Genomic DNA, 13,141 nt, shown 5'->3' on the forward strand with positions numbered 1-13,141 from the left:
GAATGGAACGAAGGAATGAAGAGGGATTAACGGAAAAAGAGTTTCTTTTGCAGTATCGTCCGGGGAATTATGAACGCCCGTCGGTGACCGTGGATATGCTGATTTTTGCGGTGGATGAGGAGGAGATGGAAACAGAAGTTCTTCTCATTAAGCGGAAAAACCATCCATGCATCGGACAGTGGGCGATTCCGGGAGGTTTTGTAAATGTGGATGAATCCCTGGAGGCCGCGGCAGCCAGAGAGCTGGAGGAAGAGACGGGGTTAAAAGGCATTTGTCTGGAACAGCTCTATACATGGGGGAACGTGAAGCGTGATCCCAGGACAAGAGTCATTTCAGTATCCTATATGGCCGCAGTACCTAAGAATCAGCTGACTCCAAAGGCCGGAGATGATGCCGAAGAAGCCTGTTGGTTCCAGGTAAAGAAAAAGAAGCTCTCTGAACTGGAGAATGGAGCCACCTATGCGCTTACCATTGAAAATGAAGAGGAACATATTTTTATGAGCTATCGTATCACCGAAACCTATGAGCGTCAGGCTATGATGTGGAAAAAGGAAACGGAGATCGATCTTTTGCCGGCCATTGATGTGCTGGATCAGGAGAAGCTGGCATTTGACCATGCTGAGATCTTAAACGTGGCAATGGACCGTTTGGAAGAATTGGAAAAAGAATATAGCGATCAGATTTTTTAGAAGATCACACCGCCTGAGTACACACCGCCTGAGTAAGGCGGTGTTTTTAAGTTATTGTAAGAAAATTTTAATCGGAAAATTATGGATTTTATGCTATACTGTTGTAAGAAATGATACTTGCGTGCAGAAATATACAGGAGATAACAGGATATGGCAAAAAAATCATGCAGGCTGTGGAGCCTGGTAATCAGTATCAGCATTCTTGCGTCAATACCATCATACGGGGAGATGCCCTTAATACAGCCGTTTCCGGGAACTGCGGGACAGACAGAGTCGGGAAGCGGGCCGTCGGGAAACACCTCCGGTGAGACCGGGCCTGGGACCGGCGCAGGAACCGGCGGGGGAAGTACTCAGACGGGAGACATTCCCAATGCCGGAGGAACGTTACCTGCGGACATAAAACAGCCGGTCATTCAATCGGAAGGCGCGATCCTTATGGATGCGTCTACAGGTACCCTGCTTTATTCAAAGAACGGGGAAACAAGATACTATCCTGCCAGCATTACAAAGCTTATGACCGCCCTTCTTGTTGCAGAAAAATGCAATTTGTCAGAAACAGTGACATTTTCAAAGGCTGCCACCACAAACCTGGAATCAGGTGCGGTAACTCTGGGGCTTACGGAAGGGGACAAGCTTACGGTAGAGCAGAGCCTCTACGGACTCATGCTTAAGTCTGCCAATGAAGTGGCCAATGGTCTGGCAGAGCATGTTTCAGGAAGTGTCAGCGCCTTTTCTGCCCTGATGAATGCCAGGGCAAAGGAGCTTGGCTGTACTGGAACCAATTTTGTCAACCCCAACGGACTTAACAGCTCCAGCCATTATACCACACCTCATGACATGGCCCTCATTGCCAGAGCAGCCTATCAGAATGACACGGTAAAAAAGGTATCCTCTACCTTAAGTTACCAGATACCGGCCACAAAGAAAGCTTCGGCCAGGACGGTGACTATGGGGCATAAGATGCTTAATCCGGGAGATTCCAGATATTATCCGGGAGTGATAGGGGGTAAGACAGGCTTTACTTCCCTGGCGGGCAATACCTTAGTCACCTGTGTGGAAAAGAACGGTGTCCGGCTGATTGCGGTTATCATGAAGAGTAAATCCACTCATTATGAGGATACAAAGTCTCTGCTAGATTATGGATTTGCCTTAAAGGCAGCCGGCGGGACAGCACAGGCCTCTTCCCAGGGCTGGGTCCAGGAGGGGACGAAATGGTATTACGGAAAACAGGATGGCAATAAGGCCTGCAACGAGTGGCAGAGTATAAACGGAGTGTATTACTGGTTTGACACAGATTCCCATATGGCGGCAAGCCGCTGGGTGGAGAGCAATGGGAAATGGTATTATCTGGGAGCCAATGGAGCCATGCTTAAGGATACCATTACGCCTGATGGATACCGCCTGGATTCTTCCGGTGCCTGGATCCGGTAGAACATGGAGGTTTTTGGCATAGAAAAAGAGCCTATAGGCTCTTTTTCTATGCCAAATCCTCTGAAGGAGCATTGTCCTGTTCTGTTTCCGTTTGGTTTTCTGACATCAGGGTGGCCTCGCTTATATCGGCCCGGTATTCCATGATTTCTTCTACCTCGCAGTCCAGAATCCTGCAGAGCATATCAATGGTATGAGTGGATACGAAGTTATTTTTCTTAAGCCGCCCGATTTGCCCGGCACTGACCTTGCAGTACTTTATCAGATGATACTGGCTGACGTTTTTCTTTTTCATGGTTTCCCATAGTCTGTCATAAACAATCATGATTTATCACCTCTGTCCTTAATTAAACCGTGATTATCCAGTATTGCATATTATCCATAAGTGGTTTATATTATGGGAAAGGAGGATTATATCAATGAAAAAGAATCTATTTAACGTAATTTTTTATCTTATCTGCTTTTTTGTTCTCTTCAAGTCCATCTACCACCTTGCGTTTACAGTCCCGCCGGCTCCGGGAGCTCCAGGTTACCAGGAATATTATTACGGTACCATTGTCATGAGCATTGGCATTGGGCTTATGGTTATTGTGCCCAATCTCATCATTGAATATCTGATGGGCAACTGGTCCTCTTAGACTTGACGCAGACAGGCCCTTCATTGTATGATGAACAGAAAGCAAGAAAAAGAATGAAGGAAGAGAGGAAAAATCAGATGGAATTTTCTGCCGTAGCTATTTGCGCCGCAGTGGGCGCAGGCTTATATTTGCGTTCTGAGTATGAAAAAGAACAGCTTAGCATAGAGAGAACTGTTTTGGAAAGTGCTGAGATAAAAGCGGATCGTACCATCGTGTTCCTTTCCGATCTTCACGAACACCGGTTTGGCGACGGCAATGAAAGGCTTCTGGCCGCTGTGGATGAGGCGGCTCCTGATCTTGTACTGGTAGGCGGCGATATGATCATCAGCAAGGGGAAAGCGGATATGGCCGCTGCCTTAGAGCTTTTGGAAAAGCTGGCAGGTAAATACCCTGTCTTTTGCGGCAATGGCAATCATGAGAACCGTCTGCTTTGGGAACAACAGGTGTACGGGGGCGCATATGAAGCTTACGTGCAAAATTTAAAAAAACTTGGAATCAAAGTTCTTGATGACCGGACGGAATGGTATGGGGAAGATATCGCTGTTACCGGGATTGATCTAAAAAAAGGGGCTTACCGGAAGTTCCATCCGGATCGGTTAACAGAGGAAGAGATTGAACAAAAGGTGGGGAAGGCATCGAAGGAGCGGTTTCAGATTCTGCTGTGCCATTCTCCCCTTTATTTTTCCTCATGCAGAAGCTGGGGAGCAGATTTGACTCTGTCCGGTCACTTTCATGGGGGAACCATAAGGCTTCCATACCTTGGAGGGGTCATGACGCCTCAATATCAATTTTTCCTTCCATACTGCGCCGGTGAGTTTACAGAAGATGGGAGGCATATGATCGTGAGCAGAGGGCTTGGGACCCATTCCATCAATATACGCTTAAACAACAAACCTCAACTGGTAGTGGTGGATTTAAAGACGAAATCATGATTTTGGGCCTTCCATATATTTACAGATGAAGAAGGATTTGATATACTGGTCAAAGGCATGTCTTATTCTGCCTTGGAGGATTTTATGGGAATCTCTTATAAACTGGATAATTTCGAGGGGCCGCTGGATTTACTGCTTCATTTGATCGAGAAGAACAAGGTGAATATCTACGACATTCCCATTGCGACGATCACGGAGCAGTACCTGGAATTTGTAAATCACATGGAAACAGAGGATTTAAACATTGTCAGCGAATTTCTTGTCATGGCTGCGACCCTCATTGATATAAAGGCGCGCATGCTGCTTCCCAGGGAGACCAATGAGGAAGGCGAGGAAGAGGATCCCAGGGCTGAGCTTGTGGCACGCCTTTTGGAATACAAATATTATAAATATATGTCTCTGGAGCTTAAGGACCGGGAAGTGGGGGCTGAACGATTGCTGTATAAATCCCCTTCCATTCCGCCTGAGGTGGCAAAGTACGAACCGCCGGTGGATTTGGACAAGCTCCTTGACGGGCTTACCCTGGCGAAACTCCAGGAGATTTTCCGGGCGGTCACGAAACGGAAATCGGACCGTGTGGATCCTATCCGCAGCCGGTTTGGCAATATCCGCAGGGAATCCATAAGCCTGGAGGACAAGATAAAATCGGTCATGGATTATGCCAGAGAGCACCGGAAGTTTTCTTTCCGCGGGCTGCTTGAGCAGCAGCCGGACCGGACCCTGGTTGTTGTGACATTTTTAGCGCTTCTGGAGCTCATGAAGATCGGCAAGATCAGGCTGACCCAGGAGCATTTGTTTGATGACATGTTCATTGAAACCCTGGAACCGGAAGGGGAAGACAGGGAACTGGATTTGTCGGAACTTCAGGATGCAGGGGAAGGAATTAAGGGAGAGGAAATCGATGGAATCGATGGATAAGGATACTCTTTTGGCTGATGGGCCGAAGAAGAGCACAAAAGAAGAAAAGGTGTGGGAAGCCGTGATCGAGGCGGTTCTCTTTACCATGGGAAATTCCGTTGAACTTAAGGCTCTTGCCGCTGCGATTGACCAGGATGAAGCCACGGCAAAGGAAGTGGTTCTCCGTTTGATGAAGCGCTATGAAACAGGGAAAAGAGGGATGCAGATCCTTGAACTGGAAAACAGCTATCAGATGTGCACGCGGTCTGAATATTATGAGAACTTGATCCGTGTGGCATCTGCGCCTAAAAAGCAGGTTCTTACGGATGTGGTTTTAGAGACACTGTCCATCATAGCTTACAAGCAGCCTGTGACAAAGCTTGAAATAGAGAAAATCAGGGGCGTAAAATCGGATCATGCAGTCAATAAGCTGGTGGAATACAACCTGGTATATGAAGTGGGCCGCGTGGATGCTCCCGGCCGTCCGGCACTGTTTGCCACCACAGAGGAATTTTTAAGAAGATTTGGTATCGGATCTACTCAGAATCTTCCGGTTGCCGATCCTGTTGTAACAGCTGAGATACGGATGGAAGTGGAAGAGGAGCTTTCTGAAAGCGGCGATCTGATCCCGGCAGAAGATAAAAATAAGGATAACATTTAGGAGTACACCCCTTTCAGGGATACCTTTATGCCCAAAAAGCAGGGCAGGAAAGAGGAAATAAGATGACACAAACCATAAGAATAAAATATTTTACGGATAAAATAGAACGTTTACGCTACATTGACGGCAAATCTGACTGGATTGACCTACGGGCAGCAGAGGAAGTGGAGATGAAGGCAGGCGAGTTTAAACTGATTCCCCTGGGGATAGCAATGGAACTGCCGGCTGGATTTGAAGCCCATGTGGTTCCAAGAAGCAGTACATTTAAGAATTACGGCGTGATCCAGACCAACAGCATGGGAGTTATTGATGAGACTTACTGCGGGGACAATGACCAGTGGTTTTTCCCTGCCTATGCGCTGCGGGATACCGTGATCCATGCAAATGAACGCATCTGCCAGTTCCGCATTATGGAGCATCAGCCTGCTTTATGTTTAGAAGAAGTGGAACTTCTGGGGCATGAGGACCGCGGCGGCCATGGAAGCACTGGAAAACAATAATATTGGTGAGATAGTGGCGAATCGAACTTCTTTAAGTTGGAGATAATAGCATGAGAAGAAAGACAGGATATGGGGCTGCCATCCTTGGGCTGACACTGACAGTTACCATAGCAGCAGGCGGCTGCGGAAAAAAAGAAAACAAATATTCTTACAGGGCCGCCGGTATCGAGGCTCTTAACCAGGGCAATTATGACAATGCCGTGGAAGCCTTTGATCAGGCCATCAGCTCATCCAAAGGATTAGTTGGGAAGTTTGATGTGGATGTGTTAAAGTACCGGGCAGAAGCCGAATACCTGGCAGGTGACTATTCTTCCGCTGCAGATACCTATGACATACTCATAAAGGTGGATGAAGAACGCCCGGAATATTTAAATCTCCGTTCTGTTTCAAGGGCAGGGGCCGGCGATTTAAACGGTGCCATAGAGGACTATAAGCGAAGCGCTGAGCTGGATAAAGAAAAAAAGGCACCGGGCAGGATGAAAGCCCTGCTTGCTGCAGGAGCAGCTATGGAAAAGGACGGAGCGGCTTCTGATGCCATGAGCCTCTATGAGGAAGCCCTTAGTGACGGAGAGGAAAGCGCACAGCTTTATAACCGGATGGGCTTATGTAAGATGACCGGGGAAGATTGGGATGGAGCGGCCGAATATTTTAAGAAGGGCCTTTTAACGACTGACAGTTCAGAGGTCCCGGAACTTTTGTTTAATCAGGCTGTTGCCGAGGAGCGTAAAGGGGAATTTAAAACAGCCCTGGATCTGATGCAGCAGTATGTCTCAGCTCATGGTCCTGATGAGGAAGCGGAGCGGGAGATCACATTTTTAAAGACAAGATAGGTTGGGACAATTAATGGCAGATCCGATTGAGTTAAAGGAAATAGAAGAACGGGTGATCCTGGTGGCGGTCAGTACCGGAGATGAGAATGACACACGGGCGTCCCTTGACGAGCTGGAAGAACTGGTAAAAACGGCAGGAGCCGTTACCGTGGATAAGATAATCCAGAACCGGGAGAGAATCCATCCTGGGACTTATCTGGGAAAAGGAAAGATTGAAGAAATAAAGGACCGTATCTGGGAGCTTGATGCAACCGGAATTGTCTGCGATGATGAACTGTCTCCGGCCCAGCTTCGTAATTTGCAAGAGGCTCTGGATACAAAGATCATGGACCGGACCATGGTGATCCTGGATATTTTTGCTTCCAGAGCCACTACAAGGGAAGGGAAGATCCAGGTGGAGCTGGCTCAGCTTAAGTACCGGTCGGCCCGTCTGGTGGGCCTTAGAAGCTCCTTGTCCCGTCTGGGAGGCGGAATCGGCACCCGCGGACCTGGAGAGAAAAAACTGGAAATGGACCGGCGTCTGATCCATGACAGGATCGGAATGCTAAAGGCTGATTTAGAGGATGTGAAACGTCACAGAGAAGTTGTCAGGCAGCAGAGGGATAAAAACCATGTTCCCACCGCCGCCATCGTAGGCTATACCAATGCCGGGAAATCCACCTTGTTAAACAGGCTTACAGATGCCGGGATACTGGCTGAGGATAAGCTGTTTGCTACTCTGGATCCAACCACAAGGAATTTAAGCCTGCCGGGCGGGCAGCAGATTCTTTTAACGGATACGGTAGGATTTATCAGAAAGCTTCCCCATCATTTGATCGAAGCCTTTAAAAGCACCCTGGAAGAAGCCAAGTACAGCGATATCATCCTTCATGTGGTGGACTGTTCCAATCCCCAGATGGATATGCAGATGTATGTTGTGTATGAAACTTTGAGGGAGCTTGGAGTTTGTGATAAGGTGATGGTTACCGTGTTCAATAAGATCGATACGGCAGAAGGCGGTGTGATCCTAAGGGATGTTTCTTCCGATCATCAGGTGAGGATCTCTGCAAAAACCGGAGAAGGCCTTGACGAACTTTTAAATCTTTTAGAAACCATTCTTAGAAACCAGAAAGTATATCTGGAAAAGGTCTACTCCTATAAGGAAGCAGGGAAAATCCAGCTGATCCGCAAATACGGACAGCTGCTTAAGGAAGAATATCAGGAAGACGGGATTCTGGTGAACGCCTATGTTCCATCGGAGCTGTTTGCCTCTCTGGCAGACAATGCCGATTCTTTTGATGAATGAAAAACACAATATGTGGATTAGTGTTAAAAAACTAATCCACATATTGTGTTTTTTCTTTTCTTCTGCTATAATGTTACTTATCAGAAACCGCTTGTCAGGTTTCTGATAAAGGGCAGTGCTTTTACTGCCGCCCTCCGATTATCGGAAGTGTTTTTTGTTCCGATCCATTACTTATCAGAAATTGCTTTTCAGATCTCTGATAAAAGGCAGTATTATTTACTGCCGTCCATCCGATTATGAAAACATGTTTTCATAATGTACTATATGATAAAAATAGGAACATAAGGGGTTATGCAGAGGAAAGGAGTTTAGTTTTATGATCCAGGTGGTAAAGAGAGATGGGGAAAGTGCTGAATTCAGTCTGAATAAAATCACGGAAGCGATTAAAAAAGCATTTAAAGCCACTCAAAAGGAGTATAACAATGAAATACTGGAACTGCTGTCTCTTCGGGTAACTGCTGATTTTCAGGGAAAGATGACAGGAGGCCAGATCGCGGTAGAACAGATTCAGGACAGTGTGGAACACGTTCTTGAGCAGGCGGGATATACCGATGTGGCGAAGGCTTATATTTTATACAGGAAGCAGCGGGAAAAGATACGGAATATGAAGGATACCATTCTGGATTACAAGGCTGTGGTAAACAGCTACGTAAAGGTAGAAGACTGGCGTGTCAAGGAAAATTCCACTGTTACCTATTCCGTTGGAGGGCTGATATTAAGCAACTCCGGTGCGGTTACGGCGAATTACTGGCTGTCTGAAATTTATGACCAGGAGATCGCTAATGCACACAGGAACGCGGATGTCCATATCCACGATTTATCCATGCTCACCGGGTACTGTGCCGGCTGGTCCTTAAAGCAGCTTCTTCTTGAGGGACTTGGCGGAATACCGGGAAAGATCACTTCTTCCCCTGCAAAGCATTTATCCGTACTTTGCAACCAAATGGTCAATTTCCTGGGGATCATGCAAAATGAATGGGCTGGTGCCCAGGCCTTCTCTTCTTTTGATACATATCTGGCTCCTTTTGTAAAGGCTGATGATTTATCCTACCGGGAAGTGAAGAAATGTATTGAATCCTTTATCTACGGCGTGAATACGCCAAGCCGATGGGGAACTCAGGCTCCGTTTTCCAATATTACTCTGGACTGGACCGTTCCAGCTGATATGGCAGAGCTTAACGCAATCGTTGGCGGTGAAGAAGCGGACTTTAAGTATAAAGACTGCAAGGCTGAGATGGATATGATCAATAAGGCCTTTATTGAAACCATGATAGAGGGAGACGCCAATGGGAGAGGATTCCAGTATCCCATTCCTACTTACTCAATAACCAGGGATTTTGACTGGTCCAATACGGAAAATAACCGGCTGCTGTTTGAGATGACCTCCAAATACGGTACCCCTTACTTTTCAAATTATATTAACAGCGATATGGAACCAAGCGATGTAAGAAGTATGTGCTGCCGTTTGCGCCTGGATTTAAGAGAGCTTAGAAGAAAAACCGGCGGATTCTTCGGTTCCGGCGAAAGCACCGGTTCCGTGGGTGTTGTAACCATCAACATGCCAAGAATCGCTTACCTTTCCCATAATGAGGCTGATTTTTACAAGCGCCTGGATCATATGATGGATATTTCAGCCCGGTCATTAAAGACCAAGCGGGAAGTTATAACAAAACTTTTGAAACAGGGACTTTATCCTTATACGAAACGCTATCTGGGCAGTTTTGAAAACCATTTTTCCACCATCGGCCTGATCGGCATGAACGAAGTTGGCTTAAACGCCAAGTGGCTGGGCGAGGATATGACGAATGGAAAAACCAGGCAGTTTACAAAGGATGTGTTAAATCACATGCGGGAAAGGCTGTCGGATTACCAGGAGATCTACGGAGACTTATACAATCTGGAGGCAACCCCGGCAGAGTCCACCACATACCGTCTGGCAAAGCATGACAAGAAGCATTATCCGGATATCAAAACAGCCGGAAACCCGGGAGATACCCCTTATTATACCAACAGCTCCCACCTTCCTGTGGATTATACGGCTGATATCTTTGACGCGCTTGATATTCAGGATGAGCTGCAGACCCTCTATACTTCAGGAACCGTATTCCATGCATTTCTGGGAGAGAAGCTTCCTGACTGGGAAGCTGCGGCAAAGCTGGTGCACACCATCGCGGAGAATTACAAGCTGCCTTATTATACATTGTCGCCCACCTATTCCATTTGTTCGGAGCACGGATATCTTTCCGGCGAGCATAATGTATGCCCGGTCTGCGGAAAAAAGGCTGAGGTATACAGCCGGATCACCGGATACTACCGGCCGGTGCAGAACTGGAATGAGGGTAAAACCCAGGAATACAAGAACCGGACAACATACGATCCTGTCCGCTCTGTGCTGAAAAAAGGAGCTGCTTTGGAGAACCGGGATAAGGCATCGGTGAAAAAGGCGGAGATCCCGGCCGGGACCTATCTCTTTACGACTAAGACCTGCCCGAATTGCCGGATGGCAAAACAGTTTTTACAAAACATGGATTATGAAGTAGTGGATGCAGAGGAGAATGCAGAACTTGCCACAAGGTTTGGAATTATGCAGGCTCCTACTCTGGTGGTTATAAAGAACGATCAGATCCAGAAGATCACCAATGCTTCTGAAATCAGGAAGTTTGCGGAAAGCACGATCTGCTGAAAGGGATCCCTTCGTCAGTCCATCATTAAGATATAGAGGTCAGTAAAAAGATTCTATGCTGTAATGGCATGGAATCTTTTGTCATCTCATGCAAAAAGATGGGCTGCCGGAATAAGCCTGATCTGCCTGGCATACTGCACCTCCTGATATGGCTGGGGATTTGAAATGATTCCTCTTTCCGCGATATATTCGATGGGACTTTGGCAGGTAAGGAATATACGGCTGAACGCATTTGAGTTTTAAAAAGTCCGTGTTTTCCTTTGGCTTTGGAGAACACGGACTTTTATATGCCATTGCTTAGATTTCGTAATAATTGGCCTGGCCATCCAGCCTTTTTTGTTCTTCCACCAGATCTGCTAAGGTAATGCCGTCTACCACATCGGAGATCGCATGATCCAGCTTTTTCCATACCATGAGTGTGGCACAATTATGGGAACGGCTGCAGGGGTTGATTTCATCTTCCAGACATGATACGGGAACCAGACTACCCTCTGCAAGGCGCAGGATCATGCCCACGGTATACTCCGAAGGATCCTTTGTCAGGTAATAACCGCCCTGTGCACCTCTTCTGCTTTTCACGTACCCGGCCCTGCTTAAGATGGTGACAATCTGTTCCAGATATTTATCCGATATTTCCTGGCGTTCCGCCACCTGATTGATTTTTGTGCATTCGCCCGGATGAAGTGCAAATTCAAGCATCATACGAAGGGCGTAGCGTCCCTTGGTAGAAAATTTCATGGTAAAAAAATCCCCTTCCTAATTATTCTTATCTGTTTAGTAGGATATAAAAATATTGTACACGAAACCACCTGGAAAGTAAACCTCAAATTATCCGGCTTCCCAATTTATGAAAATGGATGTATACTAATACTCATTAGAGAATTGGGAAAAGAGGATGTCATATTTCTCCAGTTTTGGAACGGTGATGTGGTGTCATCCTATAACATGGATTACAACCATGCCGATGAAACGAATACCAAAGGGCAGCAATGAATAGATAGGAGATAAAAAAGATGAAACATGGATATATACGTGTTGCCGCAGCAACCCCTGACGTAAAGGTAGCAGACCCGGAGTTTAACAGGGAGCGGATTTGTGAGCAGATAAAAGAGGGAATTAAAAGGCAGACAAAACTCATGGTGTTTCCGGAGCTCTGCTTAACCGCCTATACCTGCGGCGATTTATTCGGGCAGGATGCCCTGTTAAGAAAGGCCCATAAGGAGCTTAAAGAGATTTTAAAGGCTACGGAAGGCCACGATCTTCTATGCTTTATAGGCATGCCCTGGGAATGGGGAGGAAAGTTATATAATACGGCTGTTGCCATACAAAACGGAAAGATCCTTGGGATCGTACCGAAGACCAATCTTCCCAATTATTCAGAGTTTTATGAACTGCGTTATTTCCAGCCGGGAAACGAAATACCGGTGATGGTAAAATGGGAAGATGAACTGATTCCCATGGGAGCCAATATTCTTTTTGCATGTGAGGACATTCCCCAGCTTGTCGTTGCAGCGGAGATATGCGAGGATGCATGGGTTCCAAATCCGCCATCCATCCGTCATGCCACCGCCGGAGCAACGGTGATCGTAAACTGCTCGGCCAGCGACGAGACAACGGGTAAGGATATTTACAGGAGAAGTCTTATCACGGGACATTCTGCCAGTCTGGTATGTGGCTTCATCTATGCCAACGCAGGAGAGGGCGAATCCACTCAGGATCTGGTGTTCGGCGGCCAGAACCTGATAGCAGAAAACGGCACTCTGCTTGCAGAATCCAAACGCTTTGGAAATGAGACCATATACGGGGATATGGACTTAGAGAGGCTGATTCACGAAAGACGGCGGATGACCACCTTTCCCCAGGCCGACCATACGAATTATACGGTGGTTTCTTTCAAAATGAAGAAAAAGGAACTGGACTTAAAGAGATTCATTGATCCAAGGCCCTTTGTCCCGGACAATGCGAAGGAGAGGAACCGAAGATGTGAGGAGATTCTCTCCATACAGGCTATGGGCTTAAAAAAGAGGCTTGCCCATACAGGCTGTAAGCATGCAGTGATCGGAATTTCCGGAGGCTTAGATTCCACTCTAGCCCTTCTGGTGACAGTCCGCGCTTTTGATATGCTGGAAATCCCCAGAAATCAGATCCATGCGGTGACCATGCCCTGTTTCGGAACAACGGACCGTACCTATCAGAATGCCTGTACCCTGACCAAAACCCTTGGAGCCAAGCTTATGGAGGTGAATATCAGGGAAGCCGTAAGCCTTCATTTCCGGGATATTGGACATAGGGAGGATGTTCACGATGTAACTTATGAAAACTCCCAGGCCAGGGAGAGGACCCAGGTGTTAATGGATATGGCAAACAAGCTGAATGGAATGGTCATTGGAACGGGTGATATGTCTGAGTTGGCCTTAGGCTGGGCGACCTATAACGGCGACCATATGTCCATGTACGGAGTCAATGCATCGGTGCCAAAGACCCTGGTGCGCCATCTGGTACACTACTATGCGGATACCTGCGGGGAAGATGCTTTAAGCGGTGTGCTTCTTGATGTTTTGGACACGCCTGTAAGCCCGGAACTTCTTCCGCCTCAGG

At 47.0% G+C, this 13,141-nt stretch carries 13 protein-coding genes; 11 read left to right on the forward strand and 2 right to left on the reverse strand.

Annotated features, from left to right (window positions below; genetic code table 11):
* Positions 1-2 precede the first annotated feature (2 nt).
* Positions 3-689: an NUDIX hydrolase gene (locus tag RT269_RS08415; protein ID WP_313181841.1), complete on the forward strand. Its 687-nt coding sequence runs from the start codon at positions 3-5 to the stop codon at positions 687-689.
* Positions 690-839: 150 nt separating this feature from the next.
* Complete coding sequence (locus RT269_RS08420; protein WP_313181843.1) at positions 840-2,120, forward strand: serine hydrolase; 1,281 nt, start codon at positions 840-842, stop codon at positions 2,118-2,120.
* A gap of 46 nt (positions 2,121-2,166) precedes the next feature.
* On the opposite strand, the gene RT269_RS08425 is transcribed toward RT269_RS08420, so the two are convergent.
* Positions 2,167-2,442: a helix-turn-helix domain-containing protein gene (locus RT269_RS08425; RefSeq protein WP_313181844.1), complete on the reverse strand. Its 276-nt coding sequence runs from the start codon at positions 2,440-2,442 to the stop codon at positions 2,167-2,169.
* A gap of 94 nt (positions 2,443-2,536) precedes the next feature.
* Here RT269_RS08425 and RT269_RS08430 point away from each other — a divergent pair, with 94 nt between their 5' ends.
* The 8 genes from RT269_RS08430 to RT269_RS08465 all read left to right on the forward strand — a co-directional run bounded on the left by RT269_RS08430 (position 2,537) and on the right by RT269_RS08465 (position 10,543).
* Positions 2,537-2,755: a hypothetical protein gene (locus RT269_RS08430; protein WP_313181845.1), complete on the forward strand. Its 219-nt coding sequence runs from the start codon at positions 2,537-2,539 to the stop codon at positions 2,753-2,755.
* 77 nt (positions 2,756-2,832) lie between these two features.
* Positions 2,833-3,687, forward strand: a complete 855-nt coding sequence (locus RT269_RS08435) for a metallophosphoesterase (RefSeq protein WP_313181859.1) — start codon at positions 2,833-2,835, stop codon at positions 3,685-3,687.
* Between the two features lie 84 nt (positions 3,688-3,771).
* The gene (locus tag RT269_RS08440) at positions 3,772-4,605 is read left to right on the forward strand and encodes a segregation and condensation protein A (RefSeq protein WP_313181846.1); all 834 of its coding nucleotides are present in this window, start codon (positions 3,772-3,774) and stop codon (positions 4,603-4,605) included.
* Positions 4,589-5,245: an SMC-Scp complex subunit ScpB gene (gene scpB, locus RT269_RS08445; protein WP_313181847.1), complete on the forward strand. Its 657-nt coding sequence runs from the start codon at positions 4,589-4,591 to the stop codon at positions 5,243-5,245. Before RT269_RS08440 ends, scpB begins: the two co-directional genes overlap by 17 nt.
* A gap of 62 nt (positions 5,246-5,307) precedes the next feature.
* Positions 5,308-5,745: a dUTP diphosphatase gene (locus RT269_RS08450; RefSeq protein ID WP_313181848.1), complete on the forward strand. Its 438-nt coding sequence runs from the start codon at positions 5,308-5,310 to the stop codon at positions 5,743-5,745.
* 50 nt (positions 5,746-5,795) lie between these two features.
* Positions 5,796-6,575, forward strand: a complete 780-nt coding sequence (locus RT269_RS08455) for a tetratricopeptide repeat protein (RefSeq protein WP_313181849.1) — start codon at positions 5,796-5,798, stop codon at positions 6,573-6,575.
* Positions 6,576-6,588: 13 nt separating this feature from the next.
* A complete protein-coding gene (gene hflX, locus RT269_RS08460) occupies positions 6,589-7,860 on the forward strand; it encodes a GTPase HflX (RefSeq protein WP_313181851.1) in 1,272 nt (423 codons plus the stop codon).
* A 316-nt stretch (positions 7,861-8,176) separates the two neighbouring features.
* Positions 8,177-10,543: a ribonucleoside triphosphate reductase gene (locus tag RT269_RS08465; RefSeq protein WP_313181852.1), complete on the forward strand. Its 2,367-nt coding sequence runs from the start codon at positions 8,177-8,179 to the stop codon at positions 10,541-10,543.
* Between the two features lie 297 nt (positions 10,544-10,840).
* Here the strand turns inward: RT269_RS08465 and RT269_RS08470 are convergent, their stop codons facing one another.
* Positions 10,841-11,281 (reverse strand): RrF2 family transcriptional regulator, encoded by a 441-nt coding sequence (locus RT269_RS08470; protein ID WP_313181853.1) that lies wholly within the window; start codon positions 11,279-11,281, stop codon positions 10,841-10,843.
* Between the two features lie 275 nt (positions 11,282-11,556).
* Here RT269_RS08470 and RT269_RS08475 point away from each other — a divergent pair.
* The coding region (locus tag RT269_RS08475; RefSeq protein WP_313181855.1) for an NAD(+) synthase at positions 11,557-13,141 on the forward strand (1,585 nt) is incomplete at its 3' end.

It is taken from the genome of Lacrimispora sp., assembly GCF_032078915.1.
In the GTDB taxonomy this organism is placed as follows: domain Bacteria; phylum Bacillota; class Clostridia; order Lachnospirales; family Lachnospiraceae; genus Lacrimispora.

What these genes read in the sequence shown, in the direction of transcription:
- RT269_RS08470 (WP_313181853.1), bottom strand. Translation starts at nt 11,281, where the DNA reads ATGAAATTTTCTACCAAGGGACGCTACGCCCTTCGTATGATGCTTGAA.
- RT269_RS08450 (WP_313181848.1), top strand. Translation starts at nt 5,308, where the DNA reads ATGACACAAACCATAAGAATAAAATATTTTACGGATAAAATAGAACGT.
- RT269_RS08415 (WP_313181841.1), top strand. Translation starts at nt 3, where the DNA reads ATGGAACGAAGGAATGAAGAGGGATTAACGGAAAAAGAGTTTCTTTTG.
- RT269_RS08465 (WP_313181852.1), top strand. Translation starts at nt 8,177, where the DNA reads ATGATCCAGGTGGTAAAGAGAGATGGGGAAAGTGCTGAATTCAGTCTG.
- RT269_RS08455 (WP_313181849.1), top strand. Translation starts at nt 5,796, where the DNA reads ATGAGAAGAAAGACAGGATATGGGGCTGCCATCCTTGGGCTGACACTG.
- RT269_RS08420 (WP_313181843.1), top strand. Translation starts at nt 840, where the DNA reads ATGGCAAAAAAATCATGCAGGCTGTGGAGCCTGGTAATCAGTATCAGC.
- RT269_RS08440 (WP_313181846.1), top strand. Translation starts at nt 3,772, where the DNA reads ATGGGAATCTCTTATAAACTGGATAATTTCGAGGGGCCGCTGGATTTA.
- scpB (WP_313181847.1), top strand. Translation starts at nt 4,589, where the DNA reads ATGGAATCGATGGATAAGGATACTCTTTTGGCTGATGGGCCGAAGAAG.
- hflX (WP_313181851.1), top strand. Translation starts at nt 6,589, where the DNA reads ATGGCAGATCCGATTGAGTTAAAGGAAATAGAAGAACGGGTGATCCTG.
- RT269_RS08435 (WP_313181859.1), top strand. Translation starts at nt 2,833, where the DNA reads ATGGAATTTTCTGCCGTAGCTATTTGCGCCGCAGTGGGCGCAGGCTTA.
- RT269_RS08430 (WP_313181845.1), top strand. Translation starts at nt 2,537, where the DNA reads ATGAAAAAGAATCTATTTAACGTAATTTTTTATCTTATCTGCTTTTTT.
- RT269_RS08425 (WP_313181844.1), bottom strand. Translation starts at nt 2,442, where the DNA reads ATGATTGTTTATGACAGACTATGGGAAACCATGAAAAAGAAAAACGTC.